This window comes from Flagellimonas aquimarina, from assembly GCF_003149745.1.
Classification (GTDB): Bacteria; Bacteroidota; Bacteroidia; order Flavobacteriales; family Flavobacteriaceae; genus Flagellimonas; species Flagellimonas aquimarina.
Genome location: NZ_QGEG01000003.1, coordinates 153,803 through 174,576, shown reverse-complemented (window position 1 = coordinate 174,576; position 20,774 = coordinate 153,803). Strand labels below are relative to the sequence as shown.

Below are 20,774 nucleotides of genomic sequence, written 5' to 3'. Positions count from 1 at the left end.
TTGGGAAAGCCAATTGTTAATTTTCCCTATATTCGTAATATGCTCTCCAAGAAGACAAAATATGGTTTAAAAGCCCTTACATATCTGGCCTCAGTAGATAGTAAGGTACCCGTTCAAATTGCGGAAATAGCCAAGCATGAAAACATTTCTCAAAAGTTTTTGGAAAGTATTTTACTCACCCTTAGAAGAAATGGATTTCTAGGTTCCAAAAAAGGAAAGGGTGGAGGGTATTACCTGATCAAGGAACCCAAAGATATTTTAATGACCTCTGTAATGAGGGTATTGGAAGGACCTATTGCCATGATTCCCTGCGTAAGTCTCAACTTCTATGAAAAGTGTGATGACTGCCCAGATGAGAACAAATGCTCGGTAAACAAGCTAATGCTTCAAGTAAGGGATAGCGCTCTAGAAGTATATAGAAACAACACTTTGGAAGATTTAATTTCCTAAATCAACATTCTTCAATTTTTTTAGGTTTTGGTCAGAAAATTTATAAAAATTCATGTCATAATTGTTGTAATCTATAAAAACCATAGGGTAAATGTAATTTTATTATCCTTTTAACGATTTACTAAGCAAATAATTCTATTTTTGATTATCCTATTAAATCTATAGGATTATAATTATTGAACATGATAGCAGATCAGTTAATAATAAACAATAGCGGAAATAGAGATACTTTTTCAAAAGATAAAACTTCTGAAAAACCCAAAAGAAGCATAGCAAAATCGGTCAGTTGGAGAATTATAGGAACCCTGGACACCATACTTATTTCGTGGGTGGTTACAGGAACTTTGTCCTTGGCGTTTTCAATAGGCATGGTAGAACTGGTTACTAAAATGGTGCTGTATTTTTTTCACGAAAGAATTTGGAACAGCATTAATTGGGGCAAATAAACAATTGAAGATATGGCATTCTTAAAAGAGGAAATAGAAAGCTTAAACCGCCAGTTTAGAGGTATAGCTCCTCAAGAGATTATTTCTTGGGCTTTAAGTAATAGCACTAAACCGCTTGTCACCACCAATTTTCGTCCGTACGAAGTTGCAATTCTTCATGCTGTTACAGATGTTTCGGCAGATATTCCCATTATCTGGTGTGATACCGGATATAATACACCCAATACTTACAGGCATGCCGAGGAGTTGATTTCGCTTTTAGGGTTGAATATCAAACTATATGTTCCCAAACAAACCTCAGCTCACCGAGATACTGTCATCGGTATTCCACAAATTGATAACCCTTTGCATGCTACGTTTACAGAACAAGTAAAGCTAGAACCATTTAGAAGAGCAATGAAAGAACATAAGCCAGATGTATGGTTTACAAATCTTCGTAAAGGACAGACAGCCCATAGAGATTCCCTGGACGTTTTGAGTTTAAGCAATGATGGGGTTTTAAAGGTAAGTCCATTTTATCACTGGAGCGACACACAATTGGATACCTACTTAAAAGATCATCAATTGCCAAACGAACATAAATATTTTGATCCCACTAAAGTTTTAGAAAACCGGGAGTGCGGATTGCATACATAAATTTTAAATAAATGTAGCCTCAAACTTATCCAGAGGCCTTAAATAGAAAAGCATTGAATACACTTACAGAAGTAATACAAGACCCAGAAATACTGCAACTGGCGGATAGACCAAATGCCAATGCATTGGAGCATGAGGCCATTTACATTATCCGGGAGGTAGCGGCACAGTTTGAAAATCCTGTACTTCTATTTTCAGGAGGAAAAGATTCCATAACCTTGGTGCGCCTGGCTCAAAAAGCTTTTTGGCCTGCCAAAATTCCTTTCCCTTTAATGCATATAGATACAGGACACAACTTTCCAGAAACAATAGAATTTAGAGATAGGTTGGTTGAAGAATTGGGGGTGGATTTGATTGTGCGCAATGTGCAGGATTCCATAGATCAAGGTAAAGTTATTGAGGAAACTGGAAAATATGCTAGTAGAAATATGTTGCAAACGACAACTTTGCTAGACGCCATTGAGGAATTCAAATTTGATGCTTGCATTGGTGGCGCCAGAAGAGATGAGGAAAAGGCAAGAGCCAAAGAACGCATTTTTTCTGTCCGTGACGATTTTGGCCAATGGGACGAAAAGAATCAGCGTCCAGAGTTGTTCGATATGTTGAATGGCGAGATTGAAATTGGTCAAAACGTAAGGGTATTTCCAATTAGTAACTGGACAGAATTAGATGTATGGAGTTACATTCAAAAAGAAGATATTGAAATACCATCTATCTATTTTGCACACCTTAGAAATATCTTTTTAAGAGATGGATTGATTTGGTCTGCGGAAGATGATGTGGTCTTCAGGGCAGAAGATGAGAAAGTTGAAGAACGTATGGTAAGGTTCAGAACTGTAGGGGATATGTCTTGCACAGCAGCTGTGGAATCCTATGCGGATACCATAGAAAAGGTGGTTTCGGAAATTCGAGAATCAAAAATTTCTGAACGAGGAGCGCGAATCGATGACAAACGTTCAGAAGCGGCCATGGAAAAACGCAAACAACAAGGATATTTCTAACAACCATCAAAAATAAAAAATGGAAGTTTTAAAAATAGCAACGGCAGGTAGTGTGGACGACGGTAAAAGTACCTTGATAGGAAGGCTACTTTACGATACAAAATCGTTGACAGATGACAAATTAGAGGCCATTGAAAAAACAAGTAAGCAAAAGGGATACGATTATCTTGATTTTTCCTTAGCTACAGATGGTTTGGTGGCAGAAAGAGAGCAAGGTATCACAATTGATGTGGCGCATATCTATTTTTCTACGGCATCAAAAAGCTATATCATCGCGGATACTCCCGGGCACGTGGAATATACAAGAAACATGGTTACGGGTGCATCTACATCACAAGCGGCCATCATTTTAATAGATGCTAGAAAAGGGGTGATAGAGCAGACAAACAGACATTTTTTCATCAATAACCTTCTTAGGGTGAAAGAAGTAATTGTTGCTGTAAACAAAATGGATTTGGTAGATTTTTCGGAGGAAAAATACAATGCTATCAAAGCAGATTTTGAGCAGTTAATGAGCAAACGTGATTATGCAGACCAAAAAATCACCTTTATCCCGGTAAGTGCCTTAAAGGGCGATAACGTGGTCGATAAATCTAAGAACACACCGTGGTACAATGGCGAAACCATTTTGGAACATTTAGAAGGCCTGGATTTGGCCGCTGTCTCTAATGTGGGTACTCCGCGTTTTCCAGTACAATATGTAATTCGACCAAAAACTGAAGAATTTCATGATTTTCGTGGATTCGCGGGCAAGGTATACGGAGGAGAGTTAAATGTAGGGGATGATGTTGTAGTGCTACCATCTATGACCCGCAGTCGGATTAAGAGCATATATTTTCATGATCAAGAATACCAAACAGCGCCAAGGCGCTCATCGGTGACCATTGCTTTGGAAGATGAAGTGAATGTAAGTAGGGGTGATATGCTGGTAAAGACAGGAGATTTGCCAACCATAGACAAACAGCTAACAGCTACCATATCTTGGATGGATTCCGATAACATGACCACAGGAGGGAAATATGTGGTTCAACATGGAGTGAACAAAGTATTGGCCAAAGTAGACGCCATAGAACACAAGATACATCCAGATTATTCTGGTATTGAAGAGAATGTCTCCACTTTGCAAATGAACGACATTGCCAAAGTCCGTTTAAAATTGAACAGGCCTATTTTCTATGATCGTTTTAAGGATCATCGCACAAATGGCTCCTTTATCATTTTAGATAGCAGAACAAACAATACCGCAGGAGTGGGATTTATAAATTAAAAAATTTGACCAGCAAGGTTCTTAGGTTATAAAATAAACACTTTTAAAACCTAGTAAATAGATAGGAAAAATAGAAATATGAGAAGCTTTAGAACAGAAATCGAAAATCCAATAGTAGAAAAGGATATTATTGAATTGGAGAACAAAATTCGTCAGTTTAAAGGCGGTAAAATTGATGAAGAGAAATTCCGAAGCCTTCGTTTGGCCAGAGGAGTTTATGGACAACGTCAACAAGGGGTGCAGATGATACGCATTAAGCTGCCTTATGGTAAAGTGACATCAAACCAGCTACTTCGTATTTGTGATGTGTCTGATGAATATTCTAGAGGAAGACTCCATATAACTACGCGCCAAGACATACAGATTCACTATGTAGATTTAGATCGTACCCCTGAACTTTGGGCACAATTGGAGAGAGACGATGTCACCTTGCGTGAAGCTTGCGGAAATACTGTGCGTAATGTTACTGCAAGTGAGACTGCTGGTATTGATGTAAACGAACCTTTTGATGTTTCACCCTACGCACATGCCGTTTTTCAATATTTCCTTAGAAATCCTATTGGACAGGAAATGGGAAGAAAGTTTAAAGTCTCGTTTTCTGCAAGTGATTCAGATACAGGACTTTCCTATATGCATGATTTAGGCTTTATAGCTAAAATACAAAATGGAGAAAGGGGTTTTAAAGTGATGTTGGCGGGAGGACTTGGTTCACAGCCTCGTCATGCAGACGAACTTTATAGTTTCTTGCCTTCAGAGAAAATTGTTCCTTTAATGGAAAGTGTAATCCGTGTTTTTGATAGATATGGAGAACGAAAGAGTAGGGCAAAGGCTCGTATGAAGTTTTTGTTGAAAGACATTGGTCTGGATGGATTCAAGGCTTTGTTGGAAGAAGAACAATTGGCGGTTCCACATCAAACCTACCGTATTGATTTTGAAAGCTACCCAAAACCGGAAATTGCAGATGTTGTGGTTCCTTTAGCTCAAATAAAGGATACCAATGCATTTGAACAATGGAAATCAACCAATATAGTACCTCAAAAACAAAATGGTTTTGTGGCCATTGGGATTAAAGTCTTATTGGGTGATTTCTATACAGACAAAGCAAGGGCATTGGCAAGATTGGTCAAGAATTATGCTGCTGGAGAGTTAAGGTTGTCACTCAGACAGAATATTCTAATTCCTTATGTAAAAGAAGAATTGGTTCCCTTTTTCTACTTGGAACTTCAAAAACTGGGGTTTGTGGAAGCAGGATATAACAAGGCCTTGGACATCACCGCCTGCCCGGGAACGGATACCTGTAATTTGGGAATTGCCAGCAGTACAGGAATAGCAGAAGAGTTGGAAAGAGTAATAAAGGCGGAATATCCACAATACATCAGCAACCCAGATGTGGTCATCAAAATCAGTGGGTGTATGAATGCTTGCGGGCAACATAACATGGCCAATATTGGTTTCCAAGGAATGTCTATTCGTACCAAGGATAAACTCGTTGCACCTGCTTTACAGGTACTATTGGGTGGAGGTAATTTTGGAAATGGGAAGGGAAGATTTGCAGACAAAGTTGTAAAAATTCCGAGCAAAAGAGGACCTCAGGCGCTAAGATTAATTTTAGACGATTTTAATGAAAATGGCAATGGAGCTTCTTTTGCCGATTATTATTGGGAAAAAGGAGAACATTATTTCTACAATTATCTAAAACCACTTGCAGACATTGAAAATCTAACACAAGATGATTTTATAGATTGGGGTAATGCTGAAAAATACAAGAAGGAAATTGGAATTGGAGAATGTGCAGGAGTGATTGTTGATTTGGTGGCTACACTTTTCCTAGAAAGCAAGGAAAAGATTCAAAGCGCCGAAGATGCATTGGTGCAAGAAAAGTGGGCTGCAAGTATCTACTATTCCTACCAGTCTATTGTAAACTCTGCAAAAGCACTGTTAACATCAGAAAAAGTAAAAACAAACAGCCATGCCAGTATCATCAAAGATTTTGACAGATTGTATGTTGAGACAGGTAAGATAGATCTGGCTGTAAGCTTTGAAGATTTAGCGCTTCAACTCAACAAAAATAGGCCATCCCAAGAGTTTGCTCAAGACTTTTTAGAAGATGCAAGAGCAGTATTGGAACAACTAGAGGCATATAGAAAATTAGAATTGGCACATGTATAGAGGAAAACTAACTGTAGTAGGAGCAGGCCCCGGAGATGTCGACTTAATTACCTTAAAAGGGGTTAAAGCATTACAAGATGCAGATGTTGTTTTGTATGACGCTTTGGTGGATAAAGGATTATTGGATTATGCGCCAAATGCTGAGCAAATCTTTGTGGGGAAACGTAAAGGTTGTTATGCCTATCAACAAGAGCAGATCAATGAACTTATAGTTGAACGTGCCTACTTGCGCAAACATGTTGTGAGACTTAAAGGTGGAGATCCTTTTGTTTTTGGCAGAGGTGCAGAAGAAATGGAGTATGCAGCTGAACAAGGTATAGAGGTGGCAGTAGTTCCAGGAATTTCCTCTTCGGTGTCCGTACCAGCATTTCAAAATATTCCTGTTACTAAAAGAGGAGCGGCAGAGAGTTTTTGGGTGATTACGGGAACCACAAAAGAACATAAACTATCCAAAGATGTTGCCCTGGCTGCTAAGTCAAACGCGACAGTAGTTATTTTGATGGGGATGTCAAAGCTATCAGAGATTATGGAGCTTTTTAAGAGCGAAGGAAAATCGGACGTACCTGTAGCGATCATACAAAATGGCACTACGGATAAAGAAAAAATAGGTATTGGTACTGTTGCTTCTATTGAGTACAAGGCAAGGGAGCAGCAGTTATCCAATCCTGCCATTATTGTTATTGGTGAGGTGGTAGGGCATCGAGAGAAAATATTGGAAATCCAAAGAGAATACTACCATAAAGAAGCAGTGTTATTGTAAAAAGAATAAGATGATCAAAACAGATATACTCATAATCGGAGCAGGTCCAACAGGTTTGTTTACCGTATTTGAAGCAGGTTTGCTAAAGTTAAAAACACATTTAATAGATGCATTGCCCCAACCAGGAGGCCAATGCTCAGAAATTTATCCAAAAAAACCTATTTATGATATACCCGCTTATCCGGAAATATTGGCAGGTGATTTAGTGGGTAGACTAATGGAACAAATAAAACCATTTGAACCTGGGTTTACCTTGGGAGAACGTGCAGAAACTTTGGAGAAGCAAGAAGACGGGTCTTTTGTGGTAACTACCAATAAAGGAACCAAGCACCATGCTCCCGTAGTGGTCATTGCTGGCGGCTTGGGTTCTTTTGAACCAAGAAAACCTCTGATTGCCAATATTGCTGATTATGAAGACAAAGGAGTCTCTTATATCATTAAGGATCCAGAAGTATACCGAAACAAAAAAGTGGTCATAGCAGGAGGTGGAGATTCAGCCTTGGATTGGGCCATTTATCTTGCTGATGTGGCTTCAGAAGTTGCTTTGGTGCACCGAAGAAACGAATTCAGGGGCGCTTTGGATTCAGTTGAAAAAGCATCGGAATTAGCCAAATTGGGTAAAATTCAGTTGTATACGGAAGCTGAGGTAAAAGAAATACATGGAAAAAATGCACTACAAGCTGTTGTCATAAAGTATAATGATAATGACAAAGGAGAAACCTATGTGGAAACGGATCATTTTATCCCTCTTTTTGGACTTTCTCCAAAACTTGGACCAATAGGTAGTTGGGGCTTGGAGATTGAAAAAAATGCAATTAAAGTGAACAATGCCAAAGACTACCAAACCAATATTGAAGGTGTATTTGCCATTGGGGACGTAAACACATATCCTGGAAAATTAAAACTGATTTTATCAGGATTCCACGAGGCCGCAGTGATGTGCCAATTTGCCTATCAAATCATAAACCCAGATAAACGATATGTTATGAAATACACCACGGTTGGCGGAGTAGAAGGTTTTGATGGTACTAAAAAAGAAGCTAAAAAGGAAGTTGTGCAAAGTATAGTCTAAAGTTTTTTTAGGTTATTTGAGTTAGTCAAGAACCTTCCTATGTGCCCACTTAGGAAGGTTTTAACGTTATAAAAAGAAGATTTAAGTTGTTTTTAAGGACAAAGAGTGGTTATTTTGTACTCAGTTCATTTATAAATTGAAATTGTTATCAAGAAAGGTGGAGGGATTAGACCCTATGAAACCTTAGCAACCCTTTACTCTTAAAGAAGGTGCTAAATTCTACCTCAAATCAGACTTTGGTTTTAGGAAGGATAACGTAATGAATACGCCTTTTGCGCATTTCCTACACTTTTCTTGATGCAATATTATAACCCTTTAAAGGGGGTGATTGTGTTATGAATAATATTGAAACTATTTTAAAGAAGCGTATTCTGGTGTTGGATGGTGCCATGGGAACCATGCTGCAGCGCTATAAATTTAAGGAAGAAGATTTTAGAGGTGAGCGATTTAAAGATTGGAAATACCCTCTTCAGGGCAATAACGACCTTTTATCATTGACCCAGCCAGATGCCATTGCAGAAGTACATAAACAGTATTTTGAAGCTGGGGCGGATATTGTAGAAACCAATACATTTTCGGGAACCACAATCGCCATGGCCGACTATCATATGGAGGATTTGGTGTACGAACTCAATTATGAATCTGCTAGAATTGCCAAGAAAGTAGCCGAAGAATTCACTGTAAGAGAGCCTCATAAACCAAGGTTTGTAGCAGGGAGTATTGGTCCCACCAATAAAACGGCTAGCATGTCTCCAGATGTCAATGACCCAGGATACAGAGCAGTCTCTTTTGACGAACTACGCATTGCCTACAAACAACAGGTAGAAGCGCTATTGGATGGTGGAGCGGATATCTTATTGGTAGAAACCATTTTTGATACGCTGAACGCCAAAGCTGCTTTATTTGCCATCGAAGAAGTTAAAGAAGAAAGGAATATTAAAGTACCTATAATGGTAAGCGGAACCATTACAGATGCTTCTGGTCGCACGCTATCTGGTCAAACGGCAGAAGCCTTCCTAATCTCTATTTCACATATCCCCATTATTTCTGTTGGGTTCAATTGTGCCCTAGGTGCAAAACAACTAGTTCCCCATTTAGAGGTATTATCGGCAAAAACTAATTATGGAGTCTCTGCCCACCCTAACGCAGGACTTCCCAATGCATTTGGGGAATATGACGAAACACCGGAACAAATGGCAAATCAGATCAAGGAATATGTTGAGAAAGGACTTGTGAACATTGTAGGGGGGTGCTGCGGAACCAATCCGGAGCATATTAGGGCCATTGCAGATTTGGTAAAAGAATATAAACCACGAAAACAAGTCGTTCCCGCATAGCTGAAGAATCATTTATGGAAAGTACTAAACCAAAATATTTAAAGCTTAGTGGACTGGAGCCGTTGGTCGTTACCCCAGATAGTAATTTTATAAACGTTGGGGAACGAACCAATGTAGCGGGATCAAAAAAATTCCTTCGATTGATCAAGGAAGAAAAATTTGATGAGGCTTTGGACGTTGCCAGGCACCAAGTGGAAGGAGGGGCTCAAATCATCGATATTAACATGGATGATGGTCTTATTGATGGAAAGGAAGCTATGGTCAGGTTTTTAAATTTGATTGTCGCTGAACCAGATATTGCCCGTGTCCCAATAATGATCGATAGTTCCAAATGGGAAATTATTGAAGCTGGTCTTCAAGTAGTGCAAGGAAAGTGCGTGGTGAATTCTATCAGTTTAAAAGAAGGAGAAGCCCAATTTATACAGCAAGCCGTATTGATAAAGCGTTATGGCGCCGCTGTAATCGTTATGGCTTTTGATGAGGTCGGTCAAGCAGATAATTTGGAACGGCGCAAAGAAATTGCAGAACGGTCCTATCGCATTTTGGTGGATCAAGTTAAATTTACTCCGGAAGACATCATTTTTGACCTTAATATTTTCCCTGTCGCCACGGGCATGGATGAGCATAGGTTGAATGCCTTGGATTTTATTGAAGGAACTAGATGGGTCAAAGAAAACCTTCCTCATTGTAGTGTTAGTGGAGGAGTAAGCAATGTTTCCTTCTCATTTAGAGGCAACAATCCAGTTCGTGAGGCTATGCATTCCGTGTTTTTATTCCATGCCATTAATGCAGGAATGAACATGGGTATTGTAAACCCAGCTTTGCTGGAAGTTTATGATGATATTCCAAAGGATTTGTTAGAGCATGTTGAAGATGTGATTCTAAACCGAAGAGATGATGCTACAGAGCGGTTGTTGGAGTTTGCCGAGACTGTTGTGGGCAAGGCAAAGGAAAATAAGGTCGATCTATCTTGGCGAGAAGAGCCATTACAATCAAGGATTACAAGGGCCTTGGTCAAGGGAATTGACCAATTCATTGTTGAAGATATTGAAGAAGCTCGTTCTAAGGCATCCAGACCATTGGAAGTTATTGAAGGTAACCTAATGACAGGGATGAATGTTGTTGGTGATTTGTTCGGAAGTGGGAAAATGTTTCTTCCCCAAGTTGTAAAATCTGCAAGGGTGATGAAGAAAGCCGTAGCATATTTAGAACCTTTTATTGAAGAAGAGAAAAAGAATAATCCAGACCTTAATTTTTCAGAAGGAGCAGGCAAAATTTTAATGGCTACCGTTAAAGGGGATGTTCATGATATCGGTAAAAATATTGTTAGTGTGGTTCTTGCATGCAACAATTATGAAATCGTGGATATGGGAGTCATGGTGCCTCCAGAAAAAATCATTCAAAAAGCTAAAGAAGAACAGGTGGATGTCATTGGTTTAAGTGGTTTGATCACACCTTCTTTAGATGAAATGGTTTTTCTGGCCAAAGAAATGGAAAGACAGCAATTTACGGTTCCTTTGTTAATTGGTGGTGCAACTACCAGTAAAGCCCATACAGCTGTGAAGATAGACCCACAATACAGTCAAGCGGTGGTGCACGTAAATGATGCTTCCCGTGCAGTGACAGTTGTTGGAGATTTATTGCAGAAAGAAACGTCCAGCACATATAAGAAATCCATCAAACTGGATTATGAAAGCTTCCGGGATAAGTTTTTAAATAGAACCAAACAAAAAGAATACTTGACATTGGCAGAAGCCAGAGAAAATAAATTTCAAATTGAATGGAATGCTTCCGATATCAAAAAACCAAATGAACTTGGTATTCAAGTATGGGAAGACTTTGATTTAAAAAAGCTTATAGATTTTATAGATTGGACTCCATTTTTTAGAAGTTGGGATTTACATGGAAAATATCCTGCTATTCTAAACGATGATATTGTTGGAAAACAAGCGACTGAGCTTTTTGAAGATGCACAGGTTATGCTGAAACGGGTTTTGGACAAAAAATCGTTGAAAGCTAAGGCGATTTTTGGCTTGTTTCCTGCAAATACTATAGATGACGATATTAAAGTGACTGAAAATGGAAGTTCAAAATCTGGGTTTACTTTTCTAACACTCCGTCAGCAGCTCAAAAAAAGAGCTGGAGTCCCAAATATTGGGCTTTCAGATTTTATTGCCCCAAAAGAAACGGGTATTCAGGATTATATTGGTTGTTTTTGCGTAACCACTGGGTTTGGAACTCAAGAAATGGCCGCTGAATTTGAAAAGAACCTAGATGACTATAGTTCCATAATGATCAAAGCACTGGCAGATCGCTTGGCTGAAGCCTTTGCTGAATACCTCCACAAAGAAGTTAGAACTAAGCATTGGGGGTATGCATCACAGGAAATTTTGTCCAATGCTGAACTGATCGATGAAAAATATAGAGGGATCAGGCCCGCTCCGGGTTACCCTGCCTGTCCAGATCACTTGGAAAAAATCACCATTTGGGAACTGTTGGATGTAAAAGAAAAAATAGGAGTGGAGCTTACAGAAAGTTTGGCCATGTGGCCGGCGGCAAGTGTAAGTGGTTATTATTTTGGGCATCCAGAAGCTAAATATTTTGGTTTAGGTAAAATAAAACAAGATCAAGTTGAAGATTTTGCGAAAAGAAAAGAAATTAAATTGGAAGAAGCACAAAAGTGGCTGGCACCAAATATTGTTGAAGTGTAATCAATGAAAGTAACAGACCACATAGAAAAAGCAAACGGAGAAACGTTATTCAGTTTTGAAATTATACCTCCAGTAAAAGGAAAAAGCATCCAGGAACTCTATGATAATATTGACCCGCTAATGGAGTTTAATCCACCTTTTATAGATGTCACTACCTCAAGGGAAGAATTTGTATACATAGACCGCGATGGTCTTTTGGACAAAAAGTTAACACGAATGCGCCCTGGGACTTTGGGTATTTGCGCTTCTATAACGCATAAATACAATGTAGATACGGTTCCTCATGTATTGTGTGGAGGATTTACCAAAGAGGAAACAGAATACCTGTTGGTCGACTGTCACTATTTGGGAATAGACAATGTAATGGCGTTACGGGGAGATGCCATGCGCGAACAGAAGTATTTTGAAGCTACCAAAGGCGGTCACCCATACGCATCGAGCTTGGTAAAACAGATTCAAGAATTGAACCGAGGGAACTACTTGCATGAGGTAATAGAAACAGATAATTGTTCAGATTTTTGCATTGGCGTAGCTGGTTATCCTGAGAAACATATGGAATCTCCTTCTTTGAAATCAGATTTAAAAAGACTAAAAGATAAAGTGGATTTGGGAGCGGATTATGTTGTAACACAAATGTTTTTCGATAATCAAAAATATTTTGAGTTTGTGGATGAAGCAAGAAAAATGGGGATTACGGTGCCAATAATACCTGGAATAAAACCCATAGCAGTTAAGCGACATCTGCAATTGCTGCCTCAAGTATTCCGAGTGGATATTCCACAAGATTTGGTAGATGCCGTGGAAATTTGCAAAACCAACAAAGAAGTTCGCCAGGTAGGAGTAGAATGGTGTATTCAGCAATCAAAAGAATTAAAGGAAGCTGGAGCGCCTGTTTTGCATTATTATTCCATGGGTAAGTCAGATAATATTCGAGCTATAGCGAACGAGGTATTTTAATTTCCTATTTTAGCGCCACATGAAGCGCCTACTTTATTTATGTATTCTTGTATGTAGTAGCTATGGATTTTCCCAAAAAGAGGAAATTCCAAAAAAGTTTGTAATCGATGCAAATCAATTCTATGGCTCCATTGTATTACATAACCCAGATATTTCACATTTAATAACTGACCACCCTAGTGGAATTATCCTAGGGCTAAGCAGGAAAAGATTTGGGAATGAAGAATGGGAATCACTTTATGGATATCCTGATACCGGTGTTTCTTTTGTGTATCAGAATATGAACAACTCCACACTTGGAGAACATTTTGGATTATATGCCCATTACAATTTTTATTTTCTAAAGCGTAATTTACAATTGCGCGTTGGTCAAGGGTTGGCGTACAATACAAATCCTTATGACAAGTCAAGAAATTTCAGAAACAATGCTTATGGATCGCACGTACTGGCGTCTACGGTGGTAATGCTCAATTACCGCAAAGAGAATCTTGTTTCAGGTTTTGGGTTGAAAGCTGGGATTTCTTTATTACATTATTCCAATGCAAATTTTAAAGCGCCCAACACTTCCACCAATACCATGGCTTTTAACTTGGGGTTGACGTATGATTTGGATTCGGAAAAATCATACGAATTTATTCAACCTCAAACTACAGAAAAGATTACCGAGCCCATCCGATATAATTTGGTTTTGAGAAGTGGCGCCAATGAAAGTGATGTGATTGATTCTGGGCGTTACGGATTTTTGATTTTTTCGGCATATGCAGACAAAAGACTTGGAAGAAAAAGTGCAATACAATTTGGAACAGATGTCTTCTTTTCTAATTTCTTAAAGGAACTCATTCGGTTTCAATCCATTTCATTTCCAGAACTTGATGTAGCTTCAGATACTGATTATAAACGCGTGGGACTTTTTATAGGCCATGAACTTTTTGTAAATAAAATGAGTGTCATTGCCCAACTAGGGTATTATGTATATTATCCTTTTGATTTTGAAGGTAAAGTGTATAATAGGATAGGTTTAAAAAGATATTTAGGAGATAAAATCTTTGGAGCCGTTACCTTAAAATCGCACGGAGCAAAGGCAGAAACCGTAGAATTTGGAATAGGAGTTCGTTTATGAAGCAATGGCCAATAATATATCTGTTTTTATTTTTAATCGCATGTAGTGGTGAGAACACTCCTGATTGTTTTCAAAGTGCTGGTGATTTGGTTCGAGAAACTGCAGAAGTTGCTCAATTCACGAATATAACGGTCTTTGAAAACATCAATTTGGTCATAAGGCAAGGTACGGAACAAGTGGTGGAAGTTGAAACAGGAGAATTCCTTAGAAAAGAAGTCTCTGCCCAAGTGGAAGATAACCGTCTCATTCTTAGAAACGAGAATGGATGTAATTTTTTTCGTGATTATGGCTTAACAACAGTGTATGTTACTGCACCGAACATAGAAGAAATACGAAGCAGCACTGGTTTGTTGATTTCTAGTGATGGAGTATTGGAATACCCCAATCTGTTGTTATTATCAGAAAGTTTTGGAGAGCCAGAAGCAGAAACCACGGATGGTTCTTTTGATTTAAATGTAAACTCAGAAAATTTGCGGATAACTACTAACGGTATTGCATATTTTAAATTAAGAGGAAACACAATGAATCTGAATATAGATATAGCTGCCGGAGATTCCAGAATTGAATCGGAGAATCTTATTTCAGAAAATGTAAGTATCAATCATCGGGGGTCAAATGACGTGTTTGTAAACCCGCAACAGCGAATCAGCGGGGTCATTAGAGGTACAGGAGACGTTATAAGTACTAACCGGCCACCAGAAGTTGAGGTGGAAGAACTTTTCAATGGACAATTGATTTTTAATGATTGACCATTTGGTGTTGTTTTACGCATAGATGGTAACCTCTGGAAAGTATAGAATTTCTCATTACATTAGGAAAGACAAACTCAAAAAGGATTGAATCCATTCTTTTCATATTTTAAAAATTTGTTTAACTCAAATCAGGTTAAATCCCTCGACAATCTCTATGGATTTAAAAGGTATGATGCCATGTTACATAATCTTGTTGCGGATAAGAAGGTGCCAGGGCTAGCAGTTACTATTTTAAAGCAAGGTAAGATGCTACTTGAAAGGGGGTATGGCTATGCGAGTTTGGAGGAAAAAGTTAAAGTAACTCCAGAAGAAGCGGTTTTCAGAATTGCAAGTATTTCAAAGTGTATCACTGGTATTGCGTTGGCAAAAATGGTAGAGGAAATGATAGTGGATTTGGATGCCTCGTTTTATGATTATGTGCCTTATTATCCCAAAAAAGAATTTGATTTTACATTAAGACATTTGGCAAGTCATACCGCTGGTATTAGAGGATACAGAGGTAAAGAATATGCCTTGAACAAGCCATATTCCATTAAAGAGAGTATTCAAGCCTTTAAAGATGACCCTTTGGTTTTTGAACCGGGTAAAGGGTATTTATATAACAGTTTTGATTTTGTGCTTCTATCCCTTGCTATGCAAGAAGCCAGTGGAATTGTTTTTGAGGAATATGTAAAAGAAAAAGTACTTGACCCTCTAGGAATGATGAATACGTTCTCACCACAAAGCAGTAAAATGAAGCTTAAAAACATTGTGGAGTGCTATTCTAAAACAGCTATAGGATTTAAGAACTCGGTGCCGGTCAATAATTACTTTAAACTGGCCGGAGGTGGTTATCTGTCCACTAGTCGTGATATTTCCAAGTTGGGACAGGCCATTTTAGAGAAGAAATTGGTAAGGCCAGAAATATGGGATGAAATACTCGCTTCGCAAACGGTAAATGGAAAACCAACATACTACGGGTTAGGTTTTCAAGTGAGTCAAGACGGTCTAGGACGGCATTATGTAGGTCATGTAGGCAATAGTGTTGGCGCGTACTCCAACTTTTTTGTATACCCAAAGGAAGAAATGGTCATCTCTATCTTAATTAATTGTACGGATCCCAAAGTACAGGAGGATTTAGAAAACATTCAAAATTTAATGTAAAATCTAAGTTTTATTTTTATAAGTTAGGAATCCTAACTATATTTGTATCGCAATAATGCAAAAACTAAAAAGATACAAATGAGTAAATCAGTTTTTTATCATGCAGGCTGTCCAGTTTGTGTAACTGCGGAACAAGAGTTAATTGGTCTTGTTGGAGCAACGAATGTTTCTATAGTTAACATAGGGGAAGATAAAAGTAGAATTTCCGAAGCTGAAGACTTGGGAATTAAATCTGTACCGGCATTGGTTACACCTAATGGAAATGTACTACATATTAATTATGGCGCTTCTATTGAAGATGTTAAAGGTTAACTCTTTTTAAACCCTACAAGTTAGGAATCCTTACTAATTAAATATTTATAGTTATGAAATTACAAAATTTAGCAATCATGGGCATGTTGTTTGGTGGCAGTCTATTTACTTCTTGTGCCCAAAAAAGTCCTTATAATAATTCAGATTTTGAAATTAAGGCCATACAAGTCACACATGAAACCGATTTAGGAGTAACCATTTGGGAGTTAGCCGTAAATGGCCATGCTGGAGCTACTGTGCCAAAAGCAGTTGGACAGTTAGATGGTGCTCCGGTGCTTGGATATGTTTTTCCTACTAGCCTGCAACCCACGGATGTTGGTTTTAATGCCACGGCAGGTATAGTCGCCTTAGCTTTAACCTCTCACCCAGACTTTGATGATACACCGCTATGGGATGAGAATAGCGACACCGTTTTTGACAATGATGGTGTAATTTGGCATCCACACTGGGTGGTGCTGACTGAGGATAAAAGGGTTGCTGGTGGGCTCTCTGTGAAACAGTTCAAAAAAGCGGATGAAACTGTGGTGCTTCCTCCAACAAATCCTGGTATGCCAATGTATATGGACTCTCCTGGGTATCCGGTGCTTACTAAAAACGAAATTATCAAGGTTGTTGTCCCCGACTATCGGATTAATAATCGAATAAATTTCACCTATGATGGGGTTACTGCCTTCATGAAGGTGAATACCAGTGTTGATGACATGCCCATGCTTGGAGTATATGAAGTCTTCAGCATTGCTAGTGGTGATTTGTCTTTACCTTATATTGTAAAATAACAGTATGGAGGTTTCAGTTTGGGATACCTATGTTCCACGACAAGATGGTAAGGTCATGCATTTTGACATTTTAGTTCCTAGTACCTTAACAGATATAGCTGTAATTTATGGTTTTGGCAAGCAGTATCTTGCTTCAAAACCTTTTGTAACAGCGGAATTATCAGTTAATGAATGTAAGTTTTGCCATATGCAGGAAGCACCCTTGCAGGTTGAGCATGATATTATGGCGGACGGATATTATATCATTGAAATGGAAAATTGCTCCTAATTTAATTAGGATAACTAACTTTGCCTGTCGAACAATCGGCAGGCTTTGTTTTTTATGAACAAGAAAAGTGTTTTTAATCCGGAACAACAACAAAACGACCTTTCTAGTAAAATAATTACTGGTTTGGAGAGAATATCCCAAGCTTTTAAAGCCCTTTTATGGGAAAAAGCCAAGGAATTAGGTTTGAGTCCTATTCAAATTCAAATCTTGATTTTCATTGCTTATCATAAGAGTGAATTCAACAATGTGAGCTTTTTGGCTCTGGAATTCAATGTTACCAAGCCCACCATTAGTGATGCCATAAGAGTGTTGGACAAAAAAGGATATATAATCAAAGATTATTCTTCTTCTGACAATCGGAGCTATTCAATTTTGCTCTCAGGTGCTGGAAAAGGGATTGTAGAAAAGACGGAGCACTTTGCCAGTCCTTTGGAAAATCAAATGGATGCTATAGGGACAGAAGAAAAAGAAAATCTATTTAAGACATTAAGTAAATTAATTTATCAACTCAACAGAACTGGTGTTTTAACAGTGCAACGGACATGTTTTGCATGCAAATATTATCAGAAAACAACGGCCAACCATTATTGCCATTTGTTAGAAAAACAATTAAAACATTCGGATATTCGACTGGATTGTGTTGAGTTTGAAGAAAAGTCATGATTTCAGACGATTTATTAAAAAAGTATGGAGCGGAAAAGGTTCACCTTGTAAAAAGGGAGGTGCTTTTTGGGGTAGATACTTTGCCCCGATATTATTTTCAGGTTATTTCTGGCAAAATCAAGATGAACAATTTTAATGAGGATGGCAAGGAGTTTATTCAAGGCATATTTTCTGAGGGACTAAGTTTTGGTGAACCACCTTTATTAGCTGAATTGGCATATCCGGCATATGCCGAAGCTGTTGCAAACAGCATAGTTTGGAAGCTTGAGAAAAGCAAGTTTTTAGCATTGTTAAAAGAGAACCCAGAAACGCATCTAGTTTTGACAAAAGTGTTGGCTCGTAGGCTGCACTATAAAGCTACTATGGTGGCAGAGATTTCTTCAGAAAGTCCTGAACATAGACTACTAAAACTTATTGATTATTTTAAAACACATATTCATAAGATTCCAGACGAGGAGCCATATTTAGTGGAACTATCTAGGCAGCAAATGGCAGACCTCATTGGACTCAGAGTAGAAACCGTAATTCGCGCCATAAAATCTTTGGAAAAGAAAAATATACTTCAACTTCAATCTCATAAAATAGTCCGATAGGAATTTCACGCCATATCAGTTCTTTTATGATTTAAGTCATAAAAGTAAGCGTCCAACCTATAATAATTTTGCTTCATAATATGACAAATGACATATATTATGGAACTCTATTCAAAAGGTTTACAGGAATTTAAAAAGAGTATTAATGGCTATTCTCCCATATTTATAATTTGCCAAAGCTGCCTAGGCTCGGTGGCTGCAATGTATATCTTAATAAATGGGGCATCGGCCATACAAATGTTCCAGTTGTTTTTAGTGACCATAGCATGTATGGGGTTCAACGCATCCGTGCTATCGCAACAACCACCAAAAACCATATTTAACTTATTTATCATTAGTGTTGTTCTCAGCACAGTTGTTTTAACATTAAATTTGCTGTAATATGGCAAAAGTGCAAATAGAAACTAGAAAGGAAGTTCGTTTATTGGTAACTCAGTTCTACGAGAAGGTTAGAAAGGATGCCGAAATAGGTCATTTTTTTAATGAAGCCATAGATGATTGGCCAGCGCATATAGACAAACTAGTGGATTTTTGGGAAACCAATTTGTTTTTTGTTCAGAAGTACAAGGGTAACCCTCTCATGGTTCATGCAGAGCTGGATGAAAAAATGTACCATAAAATTTCCAACTATCATTTTGGAATTTGGTTACGCCATTGGATTGAAACTATTGATGCTAACTTTGTGGGTGCAAATGCAGAAAAGGCAAAACAGAGAGCCCGAAACATAAGTGTAAGAATGTTTATGACCATTTTTGAACACCGTAAACATTTACATTCAAAGTAGCCAAATTTTTAGTCACGGTCCTTGGCAAATGCTTCACAGAGTGCCAGAGTCTCTTTAACATCGTTCAATGTTGTCCTTGGGTTGATCAAGCACATACGCAAGACCGTTTTTCCATGCAATACAGTGGTGACCAGCAATGCTTTTCTAGAAGACACTACCTTTTCCGAAATATATTGATTGATGGCATCCAGTTCTTTTTTTGAGTGCTTTTTTGCAATAGGATTGTACCTAAAATTAATGATTGCCAAGGTTGCCGGAAAAACAACTTGCCAATGTTTACTGGACCTCAATAGTGTTTCAACCTCCTCGGCCAAGTCAATATTGTATGTGATTGCATTTCTAAATTCCTTTAATCCATATGTCTTTAAAGACATATAAAATTTTAATGCCCTAAATCTTCTAGTAAGTTGAATACCATGGTCGTAAAAATTGATTTCAGAAGTATTCCCTTCAATATCTCTAAGATATTCAGGTTTTTCGGTGAAAGTGTGGCTCAAATGCTTATGGTTTCTTATTAAAAGACAGCCCATTTCATAAGGTTGAAAAAACCACTTATGGGGATCTACAGTCAAAGAATCGGCTTTTTCAATACCCTTTAAAAGCTGTTTTCCCTTTGGAGCTAAAATTGCGGCGGCTCCATAAGCACCATCTATATGAAACCAAATATCTTCTTTTTTGCATATAGTGGCTAACTCTGACAAAGGGTCTATAGTGCCAGTGTTTGTAGTGCCAGAGGTAGCTATGAGACAGAATGGCAAAAGCCCTTCTAACTTATCCTTTGCAATACAGTTTTTAAGCTTGTTAATAGCAAATTTAAACTCAAGATCTGTTGGAATTATTCTGATCTGTTCTTTTTTAAACCCTAAAACCCTAATTGCTTTAATGTTTGATGAATGTGCTTGGTCAGAAAGGTAGATTACCGCTTTTGAGAAATCCTCACCACATTTAATTCTTCTAGCAGTGGTCAATGCCGTTAAGTTTGCCATGGAACCTCCGCTGGTAAAAATGCCACCACCTTTTTTTTGTGGAAATCCAAATATTTTGAGCAACCATTGTATAGTAATGATTTCCAGTTCAGCTGCAGCAGGTGAGGCTACCCAACCGCCCGAAAAAATATTAAAACCAGTTGCAAGGGCATCTGCCATGACACTTATGTAATTACTTGGACCTGGCACAAAAGAATACGATTTGGGGTGAGACAGATCGGTACTATTTGTCATCACCTTTTCCAATACAAAATTTAGCACATCCAACGGTTCGGTGCCCTGTTCTGGGGCCTCTTCGAGAAAAAGGGAATCCATTTGTTCTCTGGACCCCATTGCTACTGGAAGTTTGTTGCTCTGAGTATGATAATGTTCAATTATGGCATTTACAACATGGTTGCCATACTCTTTCATTGTTTCTTTTGATAGTTCTAAACTAGCTCGGTCTTTTTTCATGAAATCAGATTAACCCTGAATTGCAAAAGTACCGATTTGCATATTTGGATAACATGATGTTTGCCGTAAAATAGTATTGGAAAAAGTTGTAAAGCAATAGAAATGGGAAAACTGGTAT

Annotated in this window: 22 protein-coding genes and 1 riboswitch; of the genes, 20 read left to right on the top strand and 2 right to left on the bottom strand. The window is 38.2% G+C overall.

From position 1 onward, the window contains the following. The first annotated feature begins 39 nt into the window (after positions 1 to 39). The 19 genes from DKG77_RS14030 to DKG77_RS13940 all read left to right on the top strand — a co-directional run bounded on the left by DKG77_RS14030 (position 40) and on the right by DKG77_RS13940 (position 18,433). Positions 40 to 450 (top strand): RrF2 family transcriptional regulator, encoded by a 411-nt coding sequence (locus DKG77_RS14030; RefSeq protein WP_109664211.1) that lies wholly within the window; start codon positions 40 to 42, stop codon positions 448 to 450. A gap of 182 nt (positions 451 to 632) precedes the next feature. Then, positions 633 to 896 carry a DUF2061 domain-containing protein gene (locus tag DKG77_RS14025; protein ID WP_109664208.1) on the top strand — a complete coding sequence of 88 codons (264 nt, stop codon included), beginning with the start codon at positions 633 to 635 and terminating at the stop codon, positions 894 to 896. A gap of 12 nt (positions 897 to 908) precedes the next feature. Further along, complete coding sequence (locus DKG77_RS14020) at positions 909 to 1,532, top strand: phosphoadenosine phosphosulfate reductase domain-containing protein (protein ID WP_109664205.1); 624 nt, start codon at positions 909 to 911, stop codon at positions 1,530 to 1,532. 98 nt (positions 1,533 to 1,630) lie between these two features. Then, positions 1,631 to 2,533: a sulfate adenylyltransferase subunit CysD gene (gene cysD, locus DKG77_RS14015; RefSeq protein WP_109664419.1), complete on the top strand. Its 903-nt coding sequence runs from the start codon at positions 1,631 to 1,633 to the stop codon at positions 2,531 to 2,533. 19 nt (positions 2,534 to 2,552) lie between these two features. Beyond that, positions 2,553 to 3,800, top strand: a complete 1,248-nt coding sequence (locus DKG77_RS14010) for a sulfate adenylyltransferase subunit 1 (protein WP_109664203.1) — start codon at positions 2,553 to 2,555, stop codon at positions 3,798 to 3,800. 78 nt (positions 3,801 to 3,878) lie between these two features. Further along, a complete protein-coding gene (locus DKG77_RS14005) occupies positions 3,879 to 5,969 on the top strand; it encodes a HEPN domain-containing protein (RefSeq protein WP_109664201.1) in 2,091 nt (696 codons plus the stop codon). Beyond that, complete coding sequence (gene cobA, locus DKG77_RS14000) at positions 5,962 to 6,729, top strand: uroporphyrinogen-III C-methyltransferase (RefSeq protein ID WP_109664198.1); 768 nt, start codon at positions 5,962 to 5,964, stop codon at positions 6,727 to 6,729. The genes DKG77_RS14005 and cobA overlap by 8 nt, the downstream gene beginning before the upstream one ends. Positions 6,730 to 6,739: 10 nt before the next feature. Next, positions 6,740 to 7,801: an NAD(P)/FAD-dependent oxidoreductase gene (locus DKG77_RS13995; protein WP_109664196.1), complete on the top strand. Its 1,062-nt coding sequence runs from the start codon at positions 6,740 to 6,742 to the stop codon at positions 7,799 to 7,801. Positions 7,802 to 7,943: 142 nt separating this feature from the next. Further along, positions 7,944 to 8,059: riboswitch (SAM riboswitch) on the top strand. 77 nt (positions 8,060 to 8,136) lie between these two features. Then, positions 8,137 to 9,138, top strand: coding sequence for a homocysteine S-methyltransferase family protein (locus DKG77_RS13990; protein WP_109664193.1), 1,002 nt, complete (start codon positions 8,137 to 8,139; stop codon positions 9,136 to 9,138). Positions 9,139 to 9,152: 14 nt separating this feature from the next. After that, positions 9,153 to 11,849 carry a methionine synthase gene (metH, locus tag DKG77_RS13985; protein ID WP_109664191.1) on the top strand — a complete coding sequence of 899 codons (2,697 nt, stop codon included), beginning with the start codon at positions 9,153 to 9,155 and terminating at the stop codon, positions 11,847 to 11,849. A gap of 3 nt (positions 11,850 to 11,852) precedes the next feature. Continuing rightward, complete coding sequence (gene metF, locus DKG77_RS13980; RefSeq protein ID WP_109664188.1) at positions 11,853 to 12,806, top strand: methylenetetrahydrofolate reductase [NAD(P)H]; 954 nt, start codon at positions 11,853 to 11,855, stop codon at positions 12,804 to 12,806. 19 nt (positions 12,807 to 12,825) lie between these two features. Next, positions 12,826 to 13,926, top strand: a complete 1,101-nt coding sequence (locus tag DKG77_RS13975; protein WP_109664186.1) for an acyloxyacyl hydrolase — start codon at positions 12,826 to 12,828, stop codon at positions 13,924 to 13,926. Next, positions 13,923 to 14,675 (top strand): head GIN domain-containing protein, encoded by a 753-nt coding sequence (locus DKG77_RS13970; protein ID WP_109664183.1) that lies wholly within the window; start codon positions 13,923 to 13,925, stop codon positions 14,673 to 14,675. The genes DKG77_RS13975 and DKG77_RS13970 overlap by 4 nt, the downstream gene beginning before the upstream one ends. A gap of 180 nt (positions 14,676 to 14,855) precedes the next feature. Beyond that, on the top strand, positions 14,856 to 15,821 hold the full coding sequence (locus tag DKG77_RS13965; RefSeq protein ID WP_243414936.1) for a serine hydrolase domain-containing protein: 966 nt from the start codon (positions 14,856 to 14,858) through the stop codon (positions 15,819 to 15,821). Positions 15,822 to 15,899: 78 nt separating this feature from the next. Next, entirely contained in the window at positions 15,900 to 16,133 is a 234-nt protein-coding gene (locus DKG77_RS13960; protein WP_109664178.1) for a thioredoxin family protein, read from the top strand. 53 nt (positions 16,134 to 16,186) lie between these two features. Beyond that, on the top strand, positions 16,187 to 16,909 hold the full coding sequence (locus DKG77_RS13955; RefSeq protein WP_243414935.1) for a hypothetical protein: 723 nt from the start codon (positions 16,187 to 16,189) through the stop codon (positions 16,907 to 16,909). A gap of 4 nt (positions 16,910 to 16,913) precedes the next feature. Next, the gene (locus tag DKG77_RS13950) at positions 16,914 to 17,177 is read left to right on the top strand and encodes a DUF2024 family protein (protein ID WP_109664175.1); all 264 of its coding nucleotides are present in this window, start codon (positions 16,914 to 16,916) and stop codon (positions 17,175 to 17,177) included. A 54-nt stretch (positions 17,178 to 17,231) separates the two neighbouring features. Further along, a complete protein-coding gene (locus DKG77_RS13945) occupies positions 17,232 to 17,840 on the top strand; it encodes a MarR family winged helix-turn-helix transcriptional regulator (RefSeq protein ID WP_109664173.1) in 609 nt (202 codons plus the stop codon). Then, positions 17,837 to 18,433, top strand: coding sequence for a Crp/Fnr family transcriptional regulator (locus DKG77_RS13940; RefSeq protein ID WP_109664171.1), 597 nt, complete (start codon positions 17,837 to 17,839; stop codon positions 18,431 to 18,433). Before DKG77_RS13945 ends, DKG77_RS13940 begins: the two co-directional genes overlap by 4 nt. 149 nt (positions 18,434 to 18,582) lie before the next feature. On the opposite strand, the gene DKG77_RS17030 is transcribed toward DKG77_RS13940, so the two are convergent. Then, positions 18,583 to 18,768: a hypothetical protein gene (locus tag DKG77_RS17030; protein ID WP_165819401.1), complete on the bottom strand. Its 186-nt coding sequence runs from the start codon at positions 18,766 to 18,768 to the stop codon at positions 18,583 to 18,585. 47 nt (positions 18,769 to 18,815) lie between these two features. Here DKG77_RS17030 and DKG77_RS13930 point away from each other — a divergent pair, with 47 nt between their 5' ends. Next, on the top strand, positions 18,816 to 19,217 hold the full coding sequence (locus tag DKG77_RS13930) for a group III truncated hemoglobin (RefSeq protein WP_109664169.1): 402 nt from the start codon (positions 18,816 to 18,818) through the stop codon (positions 19,215 to 19,217). An 8-nt stretch (positions 19,218 to 19,225) separates the two neighbouring features. Here DKG77_RS13930 and DKG77_RS13925 read toward each other — a convergent pair whose 3' ends face one another. Next, the gene (locus DKG77_RS13925) at positions 19,226 to 20,656 is read right to left on the bottom strand and encodes a pyridoxal phosphate-dependent decarboxylase family protein (RefSeq protein WP_109664166.1); all 1,431 of its coding nucleotides are present in this window, start codon (positions 20,654 to 20,656) and stop codon (positions 19,226 to 19,228) included. Positions 20,657 to 20,774 lie beyond the last annotated feature (118 nt).

Bases quoted from the DNA above. Each gene is read 5' to 3' on its own strand.
- DKG77_RS14030 (WP_109664211.1), top strand. From the start codon at position 40: ATGCTCTCCAAGAAGACAAAATATGGTTTAAAAGCCCTTACATATCTG.
- DKG77_RS14025 (WP_109664208.1), top strand. From the start codon at position 633: ATGATAGCAGATCAGTTAATAATAAACAATAGCGGAAATAGAGATACT.
- DKG77_RS14020 (WP_109664205.1), top strand. From the start codon at position 909: ATGGCATTCTTAAAAGAGGAAATAGAAAGCTTAAACCGCCAGTTTAGA.
- DKG77_RS14010 (WP_109664203.1), top strand. From the start codon at position 2,553: ATGGAAGTTTTAAAAATAGCAACGGCAGGTAGTGTGGACGACGGTAAA.
- DKG77_RS14005 (WP_109664201.1), top strand. From the start codon at position 3,879: ATGAGAAGCTTTAGAACAGAAATCGAAAATCCAATAGTAGAAAAGGAT.
- cobA (WP_109664198.1), top strand. From the start codon at position 5,962: ATGTATAGAGGAAAACTAACTGTAGTAGGAGCAGGCCCCGGAGATGTC.
- DKG77_RS13995 (WP_109664196.1), top strand. From the start codon at position 6,740: ATGATCAAAACAGATATACTCATAATCGGAGCAGGTCCAACAGGTTTG.
- DKG77_RS13990 (WP_109664193.1), top strand. From the start codon at position 8,137: ATGAATAATATTGAAACTATTTTAAAGAAGCGTATTCTGGTGTTGGAT.
- metH (WP_109664191.1), top strand. From the start codon at position 9,153: ATGGAAAGTACTAAACCAAAATATTTAAAGCTTAGTGGACTGGAGCCG.
- metF (WP_109664188.1), top strand. From the start codon at position 11,853: ATGAAAGTAACAGACCACATAGAAAAAGCAAACGGAGAAACGTTATTC.
- DKG77_RS13975 (WP_109664186.1), top strand. From the start codon at position 12,826: ATGAAGCGCCTACTTTATTTATGTATTCTTGTATGTAGTAGCTATGGA.
- DKG77_RS13970 (WP_109664183.1), top strand. From the start codon at position 13,923: ATGAAGCAATGGCCAATAATATATCTGTTTTTATTTTTAATCGCATGT.
- DKG77_RS13965 (WP_243414936.1), top strand. From the start codon at position 14,856: ATGTTACATAATCTTGTTGCGGATAAGAAGGTGCCAGGGCTAGCAGTT.
- DKG77_RS13960 (WP_109664178.1), top strand. From the start codon at position 15,900: ATGAGTAAATCAGTTTTTTATCATGCAGGCTGTCCAGTTTGTGTAACT.
- DKG77_RS13955 (WP_243414935.1), top strand. From the start codon at position 16,187: ATGAAATTACAAAATTTAGCAATCATGGGCATGTTGTTTGGTGGCAGT.
- DKG77_RS13950 (WP_109664175.1), top strand. From the start codon at position 16,914: ATGGAGGTTTCAGTTTGGGATACCTATGTTCCACGACAAGATGGTAAG.
- DKG77_RS13945 (WP_109664173.1), top strand. From the start codon at position 17,232: ATGAACAAGAAAAGTGTTTTTAATCCGGAACAACAACAAAACGACCTT.
- DKG77_RS13940 (WP_109664171.1), top strand. From the start codon at position 17,837: ATGATTTCAGACGATTTATTAAAAAAGTATGGAGCGGAAAAGGTTCAC.
- DKG77_RS17030 (WP_165819401.1), bottom strand. From the start codon at position 18,768: ATGATAAATAAGTTAAATATGGTTTTTGGTGGTTGTTGCGATAGCACG.
- DKG77_RS13930 (WP_109664169.1), top strand. From the start codon at position 18,816: ATGGCAAAAGTGCAAATAGAAACTAGAAAGGAAGTTCGTTTATTGGTA.
- DKG77_RS13925 (WP_109664166.1), bottom strand. From the start codon at position 20,656: ATGAAAAAAGACCGAGCTAGTTTAGAACTATCAAAAGAAACAATGAAA.